Origin of the sequence: Bradyrhizobium sp. 482_C4_N1_8 (assembly GCF_052075965.1) — a bacterium.
Lineage (GTDB): Bacteria > Pseudomonadota > Alphaproteobacteria > Rhizobiales > Xanthobacteraceae > Bradyrhizobium > Bradyrhizobium barranii.
Window position 1 is genome coordinate 2,452,496 of record NZ_CP197231.1, and the last position, 19,880, is coordinate 2,472,375.

Sequence of the window (19,880 nt, forward strand, 5' to 3'; positions counted from 1 at the left end):
GACCACGCGGCTGCCGACAATTTCTAAGTGGATGTAGGAATGTCTTGGTACAGCAAAGTTTTCTGGTCGGAAGGTCTGTTTCTGCGGCCGCATCATCTGCAGCAGAACGACCGCTACATCGAACACTTGCTGGAAAAGCGCGTTCGCTACACGACACCATACCCGTGGGGCTTTGCCCAGCTGGAGATCGACAAGGATCTTACCGAACAGAGCAAGTTCGCGGTGCGCAATGCGTCCGGCGTCATGCCGGACGGTACGCCGTTCGATATCCCTGCGGACAGCCAAATTCCCGAAGCGATCGATGTGCCGGAGACGGCGGCAGGCCAGGTCGTCTGGCTGATGATGCCGGTCGCGGCGCCAAACACCCGCGAGGTCGACGAGGATCGCACCGACAGCGCCAGTCGTTATGTTCGTAGTTCGGAAACCTTCATTGACTCGACCTCTGCGCTACGCATCGAGGAAGAGATCGACATCGCTTATCCGCGCTTGTCGTTCGAACTGCGCAAGAGCAGCAAGCCCGGATACATGGGCCTCGGCATCGCGCGCATTCTCGAGGTGCGCGACAAGAACATCCTGTTCGACGATAAATTCGTGCCGCCGATGCTGATCTGCGCCGCGCATCCGATCATCGATGGCTGGCTCAACCGCATCATCGGCTGGGTTGAGACGAAACTCGACGAGCTGGCGCGTTACGCGGTCGATCCGTCATCCGGCGGTGGGTTGCAGAGTGTCGACTATCTGGTCCTGCAAGTGCTGAACCGTACCATTCCCGTCCTGACTCATTTCCAGCGCTCCGGCAGCGTGCACCCCGAGCGCCTGTACGAGGAATTGCTGAGATTCGCGGGCGAACTTGCGACATTTTCTACGGCGGAACGGCGGGCGCGCAACTATCCGGCTTACGATCACGACGATCTCGAGAACGTCTTCACACCCTTGGTGAGCGACATCCAGGACTTCTTGAGCGCGCGATTGGGCCGGCGGGCAATCCGCCTGGAGATCATCGAGCGCGCACAGAATGCGTTCGTGTCGCCGATCCGCGATCGCGCGCTATTCCGAAACGCGACCCTGGTGCTGGAGGTTGCCGCACGGCGGCCGCTCGTGGAGATCCAGAACGATTTCCCGCACCTGTTCAAGGTCGGGCCGAACACCAAGATGAACGAGATCGTGCACGCAAACCTGCCGGGCCTGACCTTGGCGCATTTGCCGACGCCGCCGCCGCACATCCGGGCCATCACGGATCACGTCTATTTCTATCTCGACCGCAAGTCGCCGCTGTGGCCCGAGTTCAGCACGGCGGCCTCGATCGGAATGCATTTCTCCGGCGACTGGCCGGAGCTTGAGCTGTATCTTTGGGCCATCCTGGAAGACAGGCCATGAGCGACAGGGACAAGCCGGTCAATCCTTTCGGTCGGGGCGAACGGACGATCATCCGTCCCAACCCCGGCGGGAAGTTGCCGCCGGCGCCGACCTCTCAGCCTCCGCCGGGCGAGGGCCCTGCGGCACGTCCAGGCTATTCGCCATCACCGGTACCCTCTCCCGGCGCGCCGGCGCCACCGTCATCATTTTCTCCTGTCCCGCAGGGCTCGAACTACGCCTCCGCGCCGGCCAGCCATCCCGCTGAGGAATGGATATCGACACCCGCGCCAGCCCAGGCGCAGCAGCCCATGCTACCGCCGGGACCGCCGTTGCGCGTCGACGATCTCGTCGCGCCAAATGCCAATCCAGTGATGCGCGCTGCGGGCCCGTTGCTGCAGCTGCTTGGTCGGTTGCGGGTGGCGCTCATGCGCGCGTCATTCGCGAGTTTGATGGAGCAGGTTGCAGACGCGATCAAGTTCTTCGAGAAGGACATCCGTTCCGCGGGCATATCCGAGCACCAGGCCAACACAGCGAAATACATCCTGTGTGCCACTGCCGACGATATCGTGCAGCACATCCCGACCGAGGAGCGCCACGTCTGGACGCAATATTCGATGCTGAGCCGGTTCTTCGGCGAGCGTGTCGGCGGCGTCCGTTTCTTTGAGATTCTCGACCATTTGAAGGTTGATCCACTGGTCAACTATCCGGTCCTCGAACTTCAGCACGCCTGCCTTGCGCTTGGTTTTCAGGGCATTCACCGGACGTCAGGGGGCGGACTTGCGAACCTGCAGCTGATCCAGCGTAACCTCTATGAATTGCTGCGCCGGGTCCGGCCGAAGACGATGAGCGACCTGTCGCCCAACTGGCGCGGGCAAGCGCTGGCGGGGCGCCGGCAGCGTCTGCGCGTTCCGGTCTGGCTCGTCGCGGCTGTCGTGGCCGCGCTGCTGACCGGGTCCTACTTCGTCCTGCGGACGCTCCTCGCTGGCCGGGCAGAGAATGCTGCCGAGGTGGCGCTCGCGCTCCATCCGGCCGGCCCGATCGAGCTCAAGCGCCAGATCGTTGCACCGCCGCCGCCGCCGCCACCTCCGCCGCCACCGGATCGCATCACCCAGTTGCAACGCATCCGCAACGCGCTCGCGAAGGAGAACACCGCCTGTGCCATGACGGCGGACCAGACCCCGAGCTTCATCGTGATCAGGGTCTGCGACCTGGCGTTGTTCGCGTCGGGCCAGGCGACCATCCTCGACGGCTTCAAGCCGATCGCACTCCGCGTCGCGGCAACCCTCGACAAGGAGCCGGGACGGATCCGGGTCGTTGGCCATACCGACAGTTCGCCGATCCGCACAGTCCGCTTCCCGACAAATTTCGAGTTGTCGGTCGAGCGCGCCAAGGCGGTTGCCGCGGCACTGAAGCCTGGCTTGACCGATGGTTCGCGCGTCGACGTCGAGGGCAAAGGAGCAGATGCGCCAATCGGTAGCAACACGACACCCGAGGGACGCGCCAAGAACCGGCGCGTCGAGATCTTTATCGAACGCAGCGAATAGGCAGATACCGCCGGGTCAGGTGGTTTGCGACAGGTACGGTTAGATGCTTGCCAAGGACATTCTTCGCATCGTTCTCTACGGAGTAGGGCTCAGCTCGCTCGGAGCGGTGATCTATCTCGCCGGTCCCTTCATCGCGTTCGGCGACTGGCGGCCGCTGGAGAACCATATCGTCCGGCAGATCGCTATTCTGCTGCTCACCACGGTCGTGGCAGGCATTGTTGGCCTCAATCTGTTCAAGCGGCGCAAGAGTGCCAAGGAGATTGCCGATGGCATCGCTGGTGCGGACCAGCCCGTCAGCGATGAACCGGTGCTCAAGGAGCGCATGAAGGATGCGCTCGCGACGCTGAAGACCGCCAGCGGCAACAAGTCGGGCTATCTCTACGATCTGCCGTGGTACGTCATCATCGGTCCGCCCGGAGCCGGCAAGACCACGGCGCTGGTCAATTCCGGGCTCAAATTTCCGCTCGCGCGCGGGGCGACGCCCGCAGCGATCGCGGGGGTCGGCGGTACGCGCTACTGCGATTGGTGGTTCACCGAGGAGGCGGTGCTGATCGATACCGCCGGCCGCTACACGACCCAGGACTCCAACAGCAAGGCCGACAAGGATAGCTGGCTGGCGTTCCTGGACATCCTGAAGAAAAGCCGGTCGCGCCAGCCGATCAACGGCGTCCTTGTCGCCATCAGTATCGAAGACATCCTGACGCTGCCGAAGCAGGAACTCGCACTTCACGCCGATGCCATTAGGATGCGCCTGCTCGAGTTGCATCAGAGGCTCAAGGTCAGCTTCCCGGTCTACGCGCTATTTACCAAAGCCGATCTCGTTGCCGGCTTCACCGAGTATTTCGCCTATCTCGGCGAGGCCGGCCGCCGCCAGGTCTGGGGTGCCACGTTCCAGACCGCAGACAAGACCCAGAATCTGGTGGGGCAGATCCCGGTCGAGTTCGACCGTCTGCTGGAGCGCCTGAGCGAGGAGACGCTCGACCGTCTGCAGGACGAGCCGACGCCCCAGCACCGCGTGCAATTGTTCGGCTTTCCGGCACAGATGGCGCGGCTCAAGCCCCAGATCCACGACTTCCTCAACCAGATCTTCGAGCCGACGCGCTATCACGTGAACGCGAACCTGCGCGGTTTCTACTTCACCTCGGGTACGCAGCAGGGCACGCCGATCGACCAATTGATCGGGTCGCTGGCACGTACGTTCGGCGCTGAGGAGGTCGGTTCCGGATCCTATTCGGGCACGGGCAAGAGCTTCTTCCTCGCCGATCTGATTTCCAAGGTCATCATCGGCGAGGCCGACTGGGTCTCGACCGACCGTGCCGCGGTGCGCCGCGCGCTGATCCTGAAAACCGCGGCCCTGTCATTGATCGGCCTGGTCTCGATCGGACTGATCGCAGCCTGGCTGATGAGCTACAAGCGGAACTCCGATTTGATCGAGCAAAGCCTGCAGGCGGATAGCGAGTATGCGGCCGCCGGCGCACCACTTATCAAGCAGACGCTGATTGCCGATCATGATCTCGACAAGGTGCTGCCGCTGCTCTACCGGCTGCGCAACGCCCCGGCAGGCTACGGATCGCGCGGCGAGTCGGTGCCTCTGTCGGCTCGCTACGGGCTCAGTCAGCGCGCCCGGCTGCTGTCGCCCTCGAAGGCGGCCTATCATACGGCGCTTGAGCGCATGTTCCGGCCGCGCCTGCTGTATCGCCTCGAGGAGCAGCTCAATGCGCGCATCAACGAACCTGCCTTCGTCTACGAGGCGCTCAAGGTCTATCTGATGGTCGGCGGCCTGCAGTCGCCGGACCGCGAGCTGATCCGCTCCTGGATGCAACGTGACTGGGCGGACAACCTCTATCCTGGCGCCACCAACGCGGAAGGGCGGCGTCTGCTCGACGAGAACCTCGTGGCAATGTTCGACCTCGAGACCGAGCAGCAGCCGCTGGTCGAACTCGACGGCCGGTTGATCAAGCAGGCCCAGAGCTCCTTGGCGCGCCTGAGCGTGTCGCAACGTGCCTACGAGTTTCTGAAATCGGAGGCTCGCGCATCGACCGCTGGCGACTGGATCGCTAGCCGCCATGGCGGACCCGACATGGGTGTCGTGTTCGAAACCACGACGGGGCAGCCTTTGGACGCGGTGCGGGTACCTGAGTTCTTCACGTATAACGGCTTCCATCAGAAGTTCGTCGCCCGGCTGTCCGGATTGTCTGAGCGGATGAAGCGGGAGCGATGGGTTTTGGGTGATGCAGGCCAGCAGTCGGCCATCGACCAGCAGTACGACAATCTGGCCGGCGATCTGCTCAACATCTATTCCAACGATTTCGTGACGACCTGGCGAACGGCGCTCGGGAGCCTGCGCCTGAAGAAGCTGCTCGCCGACAAGCCGAAATACGAGGTGCTGCGGGCGCTTTCGGCGCCGACCTCGCCGATGCGGCAAATTCTGGAATCGGTGCGCGATGAGACGGTGCTGACCAAGGAACGGGCGAAGCCGGCGAACGCTTCGGCGCCAGCTGCCGCACCGGCGCCGGCACTCTTCACGAATGCCCAGGATGGACCGCCTGGCGCGACGATCGAGGCACAGTTCAAACCTTACCACGCGGCGCTCGAAGGCGAGAGCACCCGCCGGCCGATCGACTCGACCGTCGCGAACCTGAACGACATCGCGCAGAACCTGACGTTGATCATCGAGAATCCCCAACTGACAGCACAGGCCACGGCTGCGCTTCAGACCCAGGTCGCAGCGCTCCGCAACAATGCCTCGCGCATGCCGCCGCCATTCTCCGACATGCTGCGCGCTGCAGCCGCGGAGTTCGAAGGCAGCATCGCGGCTTCAACCGCTGGGCAAATCCTGCAAACGTTGCGCGATCAGGTCACGCCGGTCTGCCAACAGACCGTGACCAACCGCTACCCGTTTGTCCGCAGCAGCGGCCAGGAAGTCCCGCTGGCGGATTTTGCCAAATTGTTCAGTCCGAACGGCGTTATGGACAAGTTCTTCACCCAGTACCTGGCACCTTATGCCGACACGTCGCGGTCGGACTGGGCTTGGCGCAAGGAGAGCCCCGTTGGTCGGTCGTTCTCGCCCGACACGCTCAAACAATTCCAGAATGCGGCTTATATCCGGGATGCGTTCTTCCAGACGGGCGGCGGTGTGCCCGCCGTTTCTTTCGCGATCCGGCCTCCTGGGGCACCGGGGCCAGGCGTGACCGTTAAGACCGAGATCGGCGGCACCACGATTGCGAGCCCAACCATTCCCGGACCGGCCACGTCGTCCTTGTTCGGCGGTCCGCAACCGACGCCACCGCCACCACCACCGCCTCAGAGCAACTCGCCAACGACCGTCCTATGGCCGGGCCCAGCGCCGCGAACGGCAATTTCAGTTAGTAACGACACCGGCGCGCCATCCGTGCTCGAGCGCATTGGTCCCTGGTCGTTATTTCGGATGCTAGAGGCGGGCTCATTGGTTGTGAAAGCGGAAACGGCCAGCGCGACTTTCATCGTCGCGGGGCGCGAGCTCAACTATCAAATTTCGACTGGGTCGTTGCGCAACCCGCTGAATCTGTCAGTGCTGCGCGAGTTTCGTTGCCCGACCGGGATATGACCATGCGTTGCGGGCTATTCGGCAAGATCGGCGCCAAGCGCGATTTCATCGCGATCGCGACCCCGCGCAGCTTCCTGGAAGCCTGGGAGCCGTGGGTACAGGCCGCGCTGTCAGCAAGTCGCCACCAGCTTGGCCCAGGATGGCAGCAGGCCTTTCTGACCGCTCCGGTCTGGCGGTTTTGGCTCGGCGCCGCGATCTGCGGCACGACAGTGGCGGGTGCGATCATGCCCTCGCTCGACGGGGTGGGGCGATACTATCCCTTGACCCTGCATGCGGTGACCGGCGAGGCCGTCTCGCTGCCGCCGCCGAGCATTGATCCGCAGGACGAATGGTTCGGGCAAGTGGAGGCGTTCATGCTTTCGACCCTGGATCGGGCGGCAACCTTCGAGCAGATCTCCGATGCATTGGATCAGCTTGCGGTGCCACGACTGCAGGAGACCATCGCCGGCGGTCCGGCGATCACGTCGCTTGGTAGTGCGACAATGGGAAGGGCTTCGGCGGTCGACGCCTTCGCGGGGTCGTTTGCAGCACTTTGCGCCGCCAACCCACAGGTCTACGCCGCGGCCAGCTTCTGGTGGACCGCCGGAGGGGAAGGCTTTCCGCCAATGGCGCTGAGTTGCCGCGGATTACCAGATCCGTTTCACTACATCACGCTGCTGACCGGTGATCTCGGCCACGCGGCATCCGGGAATGGATGACACGCGATGGTGCATATTCCATCCTTGTTCGATGTTGGTAGCGTCACCCATGCCGGACGGGTGCGGGAGCGGAACGAGGATTCATGTTTGGTACGAACCGACGTCGGCCTTTGGGCGGTCGCCGACGGTATGGGTGGTCACGAGGCCGGCGATCTCGCCAGTCGCATTGTCGTGCAGTCGCTTGACGCGATCGGCACGCCAGAATCAGCCGCAGACCTGCTGGCGGAATGCGAGGAACGGCTGTTCAGCGCAAACCAGCAGATACTGGCGCTAAGTCATGAACGACAGGGGGCCACCGTCGGGACCACAGCGGCGGTTCTGCTCGTTCGCGATAGCTACTATGCCTGCATATGGGCGGGTGACAGCCGGGTCTACCTGATCAGTCGTGGCGCAATTAGCCAAGTGTCGCATGATCACAGCGAACTGGAGGAACTGATCGCCGAAGGTGCGCTTTCGCGCGAAGACGTGAATGATTGGCCGAGCAATGCCATTACTCGTGCCGTCGGTGTCGCCGATGATCCGGAATTTGAGGTGGTGACAGGCCCGGCCGAGCCGGAGGATATCTTCGTGATCTGCAGCGATGGCCTGACCAGGCACGTGCAGGACGACGAGATCCTGCAGCACGCGGCTACGCGACGCGCCCAGGCGGCTTGCGATGACATGCTCGCGCTGGCTCTTGATCGTGGCGGGCTCGACAACGTGACGATTGTGATCGTGCGACTGCTGACGCCACGATCTCAGGAGGCGACAAGATCTCCGCTCAATCGGGAGCCGCAACCATGACCCCGAACGATCCGTTCCGATCGTCCTATCACGGCGTGCCGCCCGGCACGCGTCTCAACGGCATTTACGAGATCGAAGCGGTGATCGGCGCGGGCGGCATGGGTGAGGTGTACAAATGCCGTGAGATCCAGACTGGATCGCCTGTTGCGGTGAAAATGCTGCTGCCCGACATGGTTGACAACGAGGCGGCGCTCGCGCTGTTCCGTCGAGAGGCCGCGGCACTCCACAATCTTCCGCATGACGCGATCGTTCGCTACTTCCTGTTTACCGTGGAGCCGGTGCTGCAGCGACCTTATCTCGCGATGGAATTCGTGAATGGCCGCTCGCTCTCTAACATGCTCGATGATGGGCCGTTGGCCTTCGAGGCGCTGATCAGGCTGATGCAGCGCGTCGCATCGGGACTGGAGGCCGCCCATGAGCACGGCATCATCCATCGTGACGTTTCTCCGGACAACATCATCGTTCCGCTCGACGACGTCAGGCGGGCCAAGATCATCGACTTCGGCATCGCGCGGTCGACCCAGATGGGTGACAAGACCATCATCGGCTCGGGCTTCGCCGGCAAGGACAATTACGCATCGCCGGAACAGGTTGGGTTGTACGGCAATGACGTGACTGCGAAATCCGATGTCTACAGCTTCGGTCTTGTGCTGTTCCATGCGCTGACCGGGCAGAAACTCGACATGGGCGGCAGCCAGTTTCAACTGGTGGAGAAGCGACGGCGTATGCCCGATCTCGGTGCGGTGGATATGCGAATCCGGCCTTTGCTGGAGCGGATGCTGCAGCCTGATCCGGCATTGCGCCCGACCATGGGGGAGGTCGCCAACTGGACGCCAACCGGTTCGGCCCAGACACCGGCCGCGCCGTTATATGGCTTCGATCCGCTACGGCGGCCGGAAAGCGCGGCGCCGGCGTCGCAGGACAGGATGCCGTCGACCGCGCGGAGCGCGCGCGGCCTCTGGCTGGGGGCGGGCGTGGCGGCATTGTTGCTGCTGGTCGGCGGTGGCGGATATGCCTTCTACAAGCTGGTCTGGTCAGCGCCCGGCACAGCGGTTTTGCCGCCACCTCCGAAACTCGCTGGAACAATGGTGCCGCCGAAGGTCGAGCCCGCTGGACCACAGCCCGGACGCCAAGAGACAGAGAAGTTGTCCGCGCAGCCGACGGCAACGCCGTCTCCGGCGCTCGATGGGCCGGGGCGAGCTGAGCGCATCCGCAAATACGTGGCCCAATATTCTGGCGGTGACTGCTTCTTTGTCTTGCCGATTGCTGTGAGCCCAAATGCGGCTGTCATCGAAGGGTTCGGTGCCTCGACCGCCCCATTCGACACCTTCGACAAAGCGTTTCGGCGTGAGCAGGGTTTCGAAGCTTCGGTCGGCGTCAGGCAAGTGACCCAGGCGCAATGCCCTGCCGTCAAGTTCTTGAGTCAGGTCGGGAGCGATCAGGCGCGAATGCCACGCATCACCCTGTCAGCGACAGAGCTGAAGGGCGGCGAAACCCTCAATGGGACCATTGAGAACTTTGCCAACCGCGTGGTCGAGCTGCTCATGGTGTCAGATCGCGGCGAAGTCCAGAGCCTCTCCTACCTTCTGAAGCCGGGCATCGACTCACTTTCGTTTACGCTCCCGACAGCGCGCGCGAGCGGTCCGCAATTGCTGTTGGTCGTGGCGGTTCCGCAGGTTCTGGACTCATTGCGCCAGCCGCGACCGATGGCTGCCGACACGTTCTTTCTGCAGGCGCTAAGCGAGGCTCAGCGCAACAAGGTGACCGTCATCGCGGCCGCGCGCTACGTGCTGCTCACCAATTGACCGGCACGCTCAGAATGTTCCGATCACCAGGATTTTCAGGTCGGCATCCGGCTTGAAGTCGCTTGCTGTATATTCAAGCATGTTTCCAGTAGCAGACGATGCCTTTAGCCGCCCGGGACAGAAGCTCACCAAGCGGTCGCTGCCGCCTGGGTCGATAGTCAGTTTGAACGAGCGGATCGGCCCGGCCCAATTCGCGCCGGTCTTGAGCACATACGAAATGCGCCGCTCCTGCAGCTTCGCGCTGTTGGTTTGGTTACTGCCCGCGCGCTTGTCGAGTTCGGCGAGGAACGTATCCTGGACGCAGTACTCTTTCCGGTAACGGGCGACTTCCTGAGCGAGTGCGCCGCTGCGGCGGAGGCTCGAGCGCAGGATGGTGTCGGGACTGGAGCCGACGCTCGGCCGGTACTGGTGTTCGACCAAGACGGTGCGCATGGGCGGAAACACCTGCTGGCGCACGGCCGAGGTCTTGATAACCCAACCCGGCGCATATTGCTGCCGGCCGTTGTCGCTCTTTCCCGCAGGTATCAGAAGTCCGTCGTCCACGAGCCGGGCCCGGGTCGCCTCGGGCAGGTCGTTCACCCGGATCTCGCGGCTACCAATCGGCAGCAGCGGCAACTTGAGTTCGCGGAGCAGGGCACCGACATCCCTGTTGCCGACCATGGCGCGCTGATCGACGGTCAGCGGCGCCGGGCTGCCATCGACCTTGGTCTCGAAGTCGACGAAGTTGATCGGATCATTTGACGGCAGTGCGATGTTCTCAGCCTCCGACAGGTCGATGTCGGGCAGCGGAAAGGCAACGGTAAGCGTGACCGGCCTGGCGGTGACGTTGGCGAATTGGTAGCGAACGCTAATCCTGTCGAGCGCGATACGAAGGTTCTCGCTCTCCATGGCCACGTCATTGGTGCGCACGAACTGGAGCCCGCCGATCGACAATTCCGCAGCCGAGTCGTTGGCGCGTGCCGGCCAGCCCGTCGCAACCAGCAGCGCGACCATCAAGGCCCGTATCCGGAACGATGGTCGGGGGGAGGGTCCGTTCGACAAGCTAGTCTCGATGCGGCGTCGCAGCATATGCTGGTTCCATCCGATGCGGGTCAATCGATCGGCTGATAAAGATCGCCCCACTCGGACTTCCAGACCCCGTCTGGATCGCACACTACGAGCGCGAGCTTTACGTCGTTTGCCAGCCGGATCGCGCCGCGAAAAGCATCCTGAGCCGGCAACTGCGCGCTGACCTGGTCGGTGGTCAGCCGTCCCCCGCTCGCGGCGGCCGGCAGCACGATCGATCCGGAGATGCCGTCATTGTCGCGTTTCAGGACAAGCGTGATCGCGTCGGGCTGGACTTCGCTCACCTGCTCAAATCTATTCCGGGCCATGTTTTGCACCGCAAGCTGAAGACATTCGGACTATCACCGTCCAGTGATAGATTGAACGTGATTGAGATTGCTCACCACTAATTGACGCGCCGCATCAACGGCATCTCGGATTAGTCGATCCGACGCGGCGATCGGTTCGGGGTACATTGAGGCGAACATGCTTCGTCCAAATCATTGGATCTGGGTCTTCATTGTTGGCGCTGGCATTCTTGGAACCAAGGCGTACGCCGACGATACCGTTGTACGCAGCTTTGCCGGCGGTTCGGCTGCTTCCATGGTCGGCATCGTCCCGGCCAGCGAGGACGTGGAACTCGCGGGACCGCAAGCACTCAGCGCCGATGGGCAGGGCAACCTGTTTGTGCTCGATCAGATCAACGGTCGCATCCTCCAATTTGATCCGAAACAGCCGAGCTCGGATCCTGACGTCCTCAATATGCCGAAAGACGTCCAGCCGACGGATCTCGTCGTCCACAACGACGACATCATGGTTTGGGACGGCGGCGTACGGACGCTGAAGGCGGCGCCGGGGCAATCCACGCGCGGCCTCGGTGGTGATGTGATCCAGCTTGAAGAGGTCTCGAGCCGCGGCACGGACGACCAGGTCGCCGTCTCCGCTTTTGCCCAGATGGGATCACAGGCGCCAGGCAGCGCGACCGACCTGCTCGACCAGAACACCCGCGCGGCCATCATCAAGACGACGCGGCAGCCCGACCGGCAATATGTTGCTACTCGAAGCAAGGGCTCGGTGATCGCCGACATCATTCCGGACAAGGGCAATGCCAGCGTACGGGTCGAAATCCAGACCATGGTCACCAACGAGACGATCGGCCAGCTCGGCCTGCGGGTGCGCAACCAGCTCGGCACGGTAGAGTTTCTCGAGATTGACAACAGTGACCGCTTCTATGTGTTGGCGGAGGACGTCCCGCCATCGGGAAAGAATGCCTCTACGTTCGTCGCACGCTATGCCGCGAACGGCCGTCTCGAAGGAATCTATGAGCTTCCTTTGGAAAACACGCCGCTGACCCGGCGATTCGTAACGGTTTCGGGCGATGGCGATGTCTATTTCCTGCGGACCAAACCGGACGGTATTGAAGTGGTCGGCGTGGGCTTCAGGCCTCTGACCAACGCTTCGATTATCGACGTGCGGCCGTCGCGAACGGCAGCCGCGCCGGCACCGCAATCCGGCGTCAAATTTGACGCGTCGGCCGCCGTGAGACCGTCCAATCGCCAGCAGGCGATCGAGACAGCGTTTGCGTTCGAGGGCATCCAGTGGAAGCTGACGCAGGCGAATTACGGCAACGATCCCGACAGCCAATGCAGCGGCTTCAGCCGTGTTCGTCGGCCGTGGTATCTGCAGGGAAAGGTGAATCAGGAGGTCCGCGGCGTACCCTATTGCTGGGGCTGCCACGGTTCGCTCGCGAACTTCCGGCAGCGGATCGAGAGCGGAACGCTGGCTGGCAATGTGTGCACTCGCAATGCGCCACGGCCGGATGTGGCTGGCGTCGACTGTTCGGCCTTCGTCAGCGCCGCGTGGGGGCTGTCCGTCCACTACACGACTGCCGCTATCCCCGCGATCGCAGCCCCCGTGGCAAATCCCTGGGACCTGAGGCCGGGCGATGCGCTGAACAAGCCGGGCTCGCACGTGATGTTGTTCCTGCGGTTCACGCCCGATCGCAAGGCCGAGGTGATGGAATCCTCGACCGGCGGCTGCAACGGCCGCGTCTGCCGCAACGTCTACCCGTTGGCGAGCCTGCTTTCGCGCGGCTACGTTCCGGTCCGCTTTCGAGCCTTCGCGGACGATCAGACGGCAGTTTCAGCGAGCGCCTATCAGGAGACCGAACAATCGCCGGCGGGCCGCAAAACGGCAAGCAAAAGGCGCTGAACCCGGTGTGTCGCCAGAGCTACAAAATGGGTAGGCATGATGTCGAGGTGGATCACGATGCGGATGCCCAGAGGATTTTATTGCGGGATCAGGCAGCTATGCGCCACCATCGGGCTCGCTGCGTTGATCGGGCTGATAACCCCTCACGCATATGCGGCAGGAGGACTGTCGATCAGCAATCCGGACGGGGCGGCGGTGCGCGCGCTCGTGATCGGGATCGATGACTATCAGCACGTGCGGAAATTGAAGGGCGCGGTCGCTGACGCCACTGACATCGTGACCAGCTTGAAAAACATGGGGGTTGGCGACGTCGTCGTACTGACGAACGCCCAGGCCGACAGGGCAAGCGTCCTGCGCGAGATCAGTGCACTGGTGGAGCGGACCAAGAACAACGACCTCATCTTTCTGTCGATCGCCGGTCATGGCACCCAGGAGCCGGAGCGCGTCAAGGGCTCGGAGCCGGACGGAATGGAAAACGTGTTCTTGCTGCCAGGCTTTGAAACCACGCCAACCGGGTCGGTTGAACGTGTTCTGGGCAGTGAGTTCAACCATTTCATCCGGCAGTTCGAGCTGCGCGGGGCGAGGGTGATCTTCGTGGCTGATACCTGCCACGGTGGCGGTATGGTGCGCGATATCGATCCGCGTGCCGCTGAGATGAGCTTCCGGCAGGTCCCGCGTTACACGTTGCTGGTCGACGAACTGAAGCCGGTGTCGGACAGCAACGATCCGAAGTCAGAACTCGATCTTGACCACACGGCGTTCCTGGCTGCGGTGGACCGCTACACCAAGGCGCCGGAAGTCCGCATCCCTGGCATCGATGGCTTGCGCGGGGCTCTCAGCTATGCGGTCGCGCGGGCGGTGGAGGGGAGCGCAGACATCAATCACGATGGGAAGGTGACGCTCAAGGAGCTCTTCAGCAATGTTCGACAGGTGGTCTATCAGCTCTCGGACCAGCGCCAGAACATCGTGACCATATCATCGCCGCCTCAGACGCCGGATACCGACGTCGCCTTCGAATTGACGCGCGGTGTCGTGCTGATTCAGGGGCCGGCCGCGAGAGCTGCCTCTGGTCCGGCCGGATCCGGGGGGGCCGTCGAGGGACAGGCGCCCGCGCCACCGGCTGTCACGGCCAAGGCACCAACCACTCCGACCCTTGCCGCGGCGGCGACCAAGGAACTTCCGACCGGCGACGCGCCGGGGCCTCTCCGCCTCGCTGCACCAATCCGGCTGGCGGCGCTCGACGGCAAGACAAGCTATTTTGCAAGCGTGAAGCCAAAGGATGTTCCCGTGCAGGCGGTTCAACCGACGGACAATCCCGACCTGATCTGGGATCCCGTGTCGCACGACGTGATCGCGTGGGGCGACGTGGTCGCCTACGGGATCGACGTTGCGAACTTGCCGACGGTAGTCGATCGGACAGCGGCAATTCGTGAACTGAAACGCATTGCGACCCGGTCGCCGCAGATCATGCGCATCTGGCCAGACGATCGCCAACAGCGTGCTGGCCAGACTGTCGAAGTTGACCTGTCTGATGTGGCGTCAAGGGCGGTGCTGCTGTTCAATGTGTCTGGCGATGGCACCATCCAATTGTTGTATCCGGTGGGTTCTGATGCGGCGCTGGCCCGATCGGCGAGTTTGCGCTTACCGCTCAGGGTCGGCGAGCCGTTCGGTGCGGAACAGATCGTTGCGGTGACCTCGCAGCAACGCATGGTAGATCTTGAGACAGCCCTAATGCAGTTCAACCGGCGTCGCGCCTCGGGGCAAGTGATCAAGAGTCTCGAGCGTTACTTGCCCGCAGACGCGCGAATCGCCTCGATCGGCTTCTTCAGTGCCCCCTGACTCTTAGGGGAGCAGGCCATGCCGTCATCTCGGCCGATCCGCCAGGCGCGACCATGGCTCGCATTCCTGCTGCTACTGGCGGGTAGCGGAGCTGCGCCTGCAGCACCATTGCCGACGGCGTCGTTGCATGTCGGCACGACGTACGCACGTTGGCTTTGGCCGGTACAAGCGGTGCGCGGGCAGACCAATACCGCGAGTGTGTCCCTTCAGATCCTGCCGAGCCAGACCGTCAACGTCGGCGGCAAGGTCTCGTTCGGCGTTACAGCCAGGAAGACTGGATATCTCATTTTGGTCGACGTCGACGCGGAAGGGCGGATGTCCCAGATCTTTCCGACCCCCGAGCTATTGGCGCAGTCGAACGAACGCGACATCAATCTCGTCAAGCCGGGTGTCGAATTTGTTGTTCCTGCCCCGGCGGCGCGACAGCGTGGTTTTGAATACGTCGTCGCACCGCCAACAGGGTCCGCAGTGATGATCGCCATCCTGAGCGAGCGACGCGTGCAGTTGCTCGATTTGCCGGACATGCCCCGCAAGCTGGAAGGTCAGGCCGACGCATTGAGCTATCTATCGGCCTGGACCAGCGAGCTGCGCGTGCCGGACAACAGCAGCGGAAAGCTGGTGACGAACAATTGGTCGTTCGACGTCAAATCCTATTCCATCAAGTGAGCCCTGTGAAGCTTGGGTTATAGCTTGCTCAGTCGGCTGAAGAAGCCACCCCGGGCGATCATGTAATGAATGTCCTTTGGAAAGGGAAAAGCGCTGCGAACGTTGGAAATTGCGTGCTGGAGGAATTCCCCGCGCTGCGGCGCTGGCTTATGCCGCGGCTGGTCCGCGACCTGCGGTATCATGAAGCGATCCACGAAAGCCGGGTCAAGATCGTTGACCCTGACCATCTGGCCAAATGCCGGGAATAGATCGTAATGACCCAAGCTTACGCTGAGGTTCTTGAGGGCAGGGCGCTGAGGCTGAGTTTGATTGCCATCGGTCGTCGCCAGCCCACGCCCGATCAGGTCCAGCTTCACCGATTGCGGCAGAGTTGATGGACCATACACGATCTCGAGCGCCCGGCCGCTCTGTCCGGACAACCATTGGTACCAGAAGGTCGCATCATCGGGCCGCGCATTGGCACCGTAGAGGCAGTCAAATCCCCAACAGGCCGTCAGCTTGCCCTGATACTTTCCAAGGCTCCCGACGAGGTTGCGCATGCCGTTACCACCGCCGGAGTGGCATGCGATGATGAGCTTGCCGATCTGGAGCTGAGGAATGGACGTCGAGGAGAGACCCAGGAACCTGGCAAGAGCTCCAAGGATCTCCTCGAGATAGCGTTCGCCCCAGTTCGCGGTTGCCAGGTCAGACACGCTGTAGTTTCCGGCAAAGGTGTCGCCAACGGCATATTCGTAGCCCAGGAACGGCGCGATAAGCACTACGTCCTTGCCGGAATCCCGGACCTGTTCGCGCAGCCGCGCTGGATCGCTGTGGAAGAGGAATTCATGGTTTTTGACATAGAAGCCGTGAAGCCAGATCACGACATCGAACTTGGTGGCAGCTGTTGGGTGCTTTGGCGGAAGATAAACCGCCGTCGGCTTCATGCCGGGGGCCTGCCGCTTCGTGAAGAGCGTCACCCCGGGAAAGGCGTTGGCGTCCTTTTGCTCAAGCTCACACGCAACCACGCAGGTCGCTCCGCTTCGGCCAATCCAGGCACGGACCTGGATGACCCAGTGTTAAGCTCTGCCGCCCGTCACACCTTCTCGACACCAAGATCCGCGCGGCCTCCTGGCCTTCCATGACGCCGTGGCAGCCTTGCGCGTTGCTAGTTGCAGGACTCGACATTACCCACGTTGCCCCCGGGGCCGCCGCCGCCACGGTATTCGAGGTGGCAGCCACTACGGACCTGACGGCACAGAGATTGATCGCAAACGACCTGACCACCGCCGCCGCCGGACCTCGCAGTTGCTTGTCGCCGCGGAACGTCGGCTGCCGGCGCCGGCCTCTCGCGGGCCGAACGATCCGCACGTGACGGACGCTCGTCCGTGTTGCGCTTTGCGACCGGTTTCTTCCCGCGTCGCTTCTCGCATTCATTGTCGTCGTTGAGGAACGAACCCTCGGCACAGGTGATCCTGCTGCACTGGTCACCGTCGGCCTTGTAGCCATGATCACAGATCAGGGGACAGACCCGGGACGGCTTGAGCTTGATTGCGTCAAGCGCGTCGAGACTTGCGAGCTTGGCGTCGAATTTGGTTCCCGCGTGCTGGTTGAAGAGAGCCAACGAGCGCTGTGAGGCCGCATTCCATTGGCCATTGACGGCGCCGGTGAAGCAGCCGACGCGGCTCAATTCGCCTTGTACAGACTTGGCGATATCTACGGACTTGGAGAGATCGGCCTTTGCGATATCGGTCTGGCGCGGCTCGTCGCTCAGCGCGGCAAGCTTGGGCGTCTTGCTGTCCTCAGCGGGCGTAGCGGCCGCTGGGTTATCCGCGACGGTACTCTCAACAGCCGGCTTATTCCCGGAGAGTGCAGCGACGATTGTAGATTCGGACGCAATACGTTTCCGTTCCGCCTCGGCGGCTTGCTCCTGCGCCGCTTGCTTCGTCTTCTCGGCCGCAATCCGGGCCTCTTCCGCAGCCTTCAGCTCCGCGGCCGCCTTCTCCTGGTCGGCACGCTGGGCGCCCTGGGACATCAGGCGAGCTCGCTGCTGCTCGGCCTCCTGCGCTTTCGCCGTGGCCGCGACACGTGCGTCCTCGGCGTCGAGCTGATTGAGCTGCAGCTTGGCCAGATTTGAGTAGTATCCGTCCGGATGTTGGGTCAGGAACGCGTTCAGAGCAGGCTTGTTGCGGAGCTGCAAGGCCAATTCGTAATCACGTCGAATTTCCGACTGGGGGTTGGCCGCCTGTACCGGCTCCTCGGCCTTGGTAGCCGGAACAAGCGCAACGTCTTCGCCGCCGAGCGAGCCGTAGACATAGGGCTCCTGTCGGTTGCCCGTGGCTTGCAAGACATCGTCGCGGACGAAGCCGAAAGCCCTTCGCAAGTCGAGCCCCGGCTTTGCGATGTACTTCACGAGAGCCGTCGCGTACGGACTATTCTGGCTGTTGCCATCGAGTGCGGTCAGTCCCGCTTTCGCGGCAAACGCGATCAGCGTGTTGGAGACGGTGGGCTCGACCCTGGCCAGTCCGCGGCTGATCGATCGCGAGGCAACTGTACGTTTCATCGAGTCGGCAAACGGATTGTTGCGGCACGCGTCGACGATCACCACGCGTAGTTGCCTCGCAGGCTCAATCGCCAGCAGGACGCGGTCGAGCGAGAATGCTTCGTCATAGATGTCCGTGTCACGTTCGAGTCTGGCGTCGGTCGGGATCAGATAGTTTGTCCCGTCGATCTCGATACCGTGGCCAGCGTAGTACACCAGGGCTATGTCGGCATTGCGGGCCTGATCGGCGAATTCTCTCAAGGCCCGCCGCATATCGGTCGCGGCGAGGTTAAGTCTTGAGTCAACCACATCGAAACCTGCCCCCTTCAAGGTTGCGGTGATGGCCGCAGCGTCGTTGGCCGGGTTTGGGAGCAGAGGGGCGTTTTGATAGTTGGCATTGCCGACCACCAAAGCCACGCGCTTTGTCGCCCAGGCTGGCTGACAGGCCAGGAACAGCGAAGCGGCGAGAAGAAGCAAAACTCGAAGGTGCCTGTACACTCTCATGGCGAACACCCAACCTATGCCCGTAGAATGGTGACGTCGCGAAGATGGCCGCATAAGAAATGACTTTTGGAATTCGTACGCTACCGGCGGCTGCCTATCTGCATACAGTACCAAACTCGAGCCCGATCCATTCCTATGTGTTGTTGCGAAATGCGGACGCGTTCAAAAGGCATGGAAGATATTGCGCCGGGCGCTGTCCGCCGATTCATGTGGATGATAGGCGCCCGCCAGTGCTCTGCTGAGGGCGCGATCACAAAATAAGATATTGATATAAAACGGTTATTTTTCTGGGGGCTGCTCGTGGCAGCGCGGCACAAGGCCTCCGGCTTGGTTCGAACTCGAGTTCCGCTGAGCCGCACATCGAGGAGACGTGAAGAGCGGTGTCAGGCGTGCGGATCGATCGCCTTGGTCGAGAGCTCCGGTCCGGCCTGATGAGCTCGCCGCCCGAGTCTCGCGGGGATCAGACCTGCAGGGATCAGAAAAGGCGTTGCCGCGGCATAGACGTCATATTCAGGGAAGGCCAGTCTTAGAATCCGCTCTTCGTTGATCATTCGTCGGCACTGAATCATCGCAACCACGATGGCGATGAGCACGGCAAGTGGTGAAAGGACCTGAAGTGTGACACCGACCAACGCAATCCCCTCACATAGGTAGAGGGGATGCCGGACGACTCGATAAGGCCCTTCCGTCACAAGGCGCCTCGCCTCCGGTAGAATGCTGAAGGATTTGTTCAACCAGCGGAGTACCACGATAGAAAGCGAGATCCCCACCAGGATCAACGTCGTCGACAGAGCCGACCAGATCGGGCCGAGCTCTGCCTTCGGAAGAAAAGCGAGTGCGACGGTCGGAAATGCGCCCAGCAGGGCCGAGACCCGCATCTCAACGCCCTTCGACTTCATTGTCGGGACCAGCCGGGTGATGGTTGTCAGTGCAACGAGTCCGAGGAACAGGACGTTGGCAATACTGGCTGCGATCATGAGCAAGTTGTCCACGCTGCCCAACGGAAGGCGATGGATGCTGGCGGCGCCAATGAGAGCAGACCCGCCATAGACGATCACGATGGCCACCCTGGAGGTCCAGTCCAGCCAGGGATTGACGCCGCCGGCGATCCGGTTCCTGGCTGTCCCCTCCTGGCCGACCTTCGCGTCAGTCACAGCAGTGATCTCGCTCGCTCAAAATCTGCCTCACTAGACGCCAGGCCTCTGGAGAGGTCAATTGGCTGGCCACATCTCCGGGCGCGGCCACACCAGCCAGTCCCATGCGGTTCCACATTCCGCGGACCTTCCGGATCGTCGAGTTGTCATTGAACCGAACCTGTCGTGGCGA

General features: G+C 62.3%; 14 protein-coding genes. 9 read left to right on the plus strand and 5 right to left on the minus strand.

All coding sequences use genetic code 11. The features are described 5' to 3' along the window. The first annotated feature begins 39 nt into the window (after nucleotides 1-39). From tssK to AB7Z56_RS11400, 6 genes are read left to right on the plus strand one after another with little or no spacing between them, the layout of a single operon-like run. Nucleotides 40-1,377 carry a type VI secretion system baseplate subunit TssK gene (gene tssK / locus AB7Z56_RS11375; protein ID WP_014493496.1) on the plus strand — a complete coding sequence of 446 codons (1,338 nt, stop codon included), beginning with the start codon at nucleotides 40-42 and terminating at the stop codon, nucleotides 1,375-1,377. Beyond that, nucleotides 1,374-2,900 (plus strand): type VI secretion system protein TssL, long form, encoded by a 1,527-nt coding sequence (gene tssL / locus AB7Z56_RS11380; protein WP_063981820.1) that lies wholly within the window; start codon nucleotides 1,374-1,376, stop codon nucleotides 2,898-2,900. The genes tssK and tssL overlap by 4 nt, the downstream gene beginning before the upstream one ends. 43 nt (nucleotides 2,901-2,943) lie before the next feature. Next, entirely contained in the window at nucleotides 2,944-6,486 is a 3,543-nt protein-coding gene (gene tssM, locus AB7Z56_RS11385; protein WP_085402423.1) for a type VI secretion system membrane subunit TssM, read from the plus strand. After that, complete coding sequence (gene tagF, locus AB7Z56_RS11390) at nucleotides 6,483-7,184, plus strand: type VI secretion system-associated protein TagF (protein WP_063981822.1); 702 nt, start codon at nucleotides 6,483-6,485, stop codon at nucleotides 7,182-7,184. The genes tssM and tagF overlap by 4 nt, the downstream gene beginning before the upstream one ends. Nucleotides 7,185-7,190: 6 nt before the next feature. Then, nucleotides 7,191-7,967, plus strand: coding sequence for a PP2C family protein-serine/threonine phosphatase (locus AB7Z56_RS11395; protein ID WP_014493500.1), 777 nt, complete (start codon nucleotides 7,191-7,193; stop codon nucleotides 7,965-7,967). After that, nucleotides 7,964-9,772: a serine/threonine-protein kinase gene (locus tag AB7Z56_RS11400; RefSeq protein WP_063981823.1), complete on the plus strand. Its 1,809-nt coding sequence runs from the start codon at nucleotides 7,964-7,966 to the stop codon at nucleotides 9,770-9,772. Before AB7Z56_RS11395 ends, AB7Z56_RS11400 begins: the two co-directional genes overlap by 4 nt. Before the next feature lie 9 nt (nucleotides 9,773-9,781). On the opposite strand, the gene AB7Z56_RS11405 is transcribed toward AB7Z56_RS11400, so the two are convergent. Together AB7Z56_RS11405 and AB7Z56_RS11410 are read right to left on the minus strand one after the other, a co-directional pair. Beyond that, on the minus strand, nucleotides 9,782-10,765 hold the full coding sequence (locus tag AB7Z56_RS11405; RefSeq protein ID WP_063981824.1) for a DUF4424 domain-containing protein: 984 nt from the start codon (nucleotides 10,763-10,765) through the stop codon (nucleotides 9,782-9,784). Nucleotides 10,766-10,863: 98 nt separating this feature from the next. Beyond that, a complete protein-coding gene (locus AB7Z56_RS11410; protein ID WP_028156828.1) occupies nucleotides 10,864-11,145 on the minus strand; it encodes a hypothetical protein in 282 nt (93 codons plus the stop codon). A gap of 157 nt (nucleotides 11,146-11,302) precedes the next feature. Between AB7Z56_RS11410 and AB7Z56_RS11415 the strand changes: the two genes are divergently transcribed. The 3 genes from AB7Z56_RS11415 to AB7Z56_RS11425 all read left to right on the plus strand — a co-directional run bounded on the left by AB7Z56_RS11415 (nucleotide 11,303) and on the right by AB7Z56_RS11425 (nucleotide 15,532). Further along, on the plus strand, nucleotides 11,303-13,027 hold the full coding sequence (locus AB7Z56_RS11415; protein ID WP_063981825.1) for a hypothetical protein: 1,725 nt from the start codon (nucleotides 11,303-11,305) through the stop codon (nucleotides 13,025-13,027). Between the two features lie 57 nt (nucleotides 13,028-13,084). Continuing rightward, a complete protein-coding gene (locus AB7Z56_RS11420) occupies nucleotides 13,085-14,866 on the plus strand; it encodes a caspase family protein (RefSeq protein ID WP_063981826.1) in 1,782 nt (593 codons plus the stop codon). Nucleotides 14,867-14,989: 123 nt separating this feature from the next. Beyond that, entirely contained in the window at nucleotides 14,990-15,532 is a 543-nt protein-coding gene (locus tag AB7Z56_RS11425; RefSeq protein WP_231142832.1) for a DUF4384 domain-containing protein, read from the plus strand. 17 nt (nucleotides 15,533-15,549) lie between these two features. On the opposite strand, the gene AB7Z56_RS11430 is transcribed toward AB7Z56_RS11425, so the two are convergent. From AB7Z56_RS11430 to AB7Z56_RS11440, 3 genes are all read right to left on the minus strand, one after another. Next, nucleotides 15,550-16,536 (minus strand): hypothetical protein, encoded by a 987-nt coding sequence (locus AB7Z56_RS11430; protein ID WP_063981828.1) that lies wholly within the window; start codon nucleotides 16,534-16,536, stop codon nucleotides 15,550-15,552. 140 nt (nucleotides 16,537-16,676) lie between these two features. Then, on the minus strand, nucleotides 16,677-18,554 hold the full coding sequence (locus AB7Z56_RS11435) for a caspase family protein (RefSeq protein ID WP_231142830.1): 1,878 nt from the start codon (nucleotides 18,552-18,554) through the stop codon (nucleotides 16,677-16,679). A 383-nt stretch (nucleotides 18,555-18,937) separates the two neighbouring features. Beyond that, the gene (locus AB7Z56_RS11440; RefSeq protein ID WP_085402426.1) at nucleotides 18,938-19,708 is read right to left on the minus strand and encodes a methyltransferase family protein; all 771 of its coding nucleotides are present in this window, start codon (nucleotides 19,706-19,708) and stop codon (nucleotides 18,938-18,940) included. Nucleotides 19,709-19,880 lie beyond the last annotated feature (172 nt).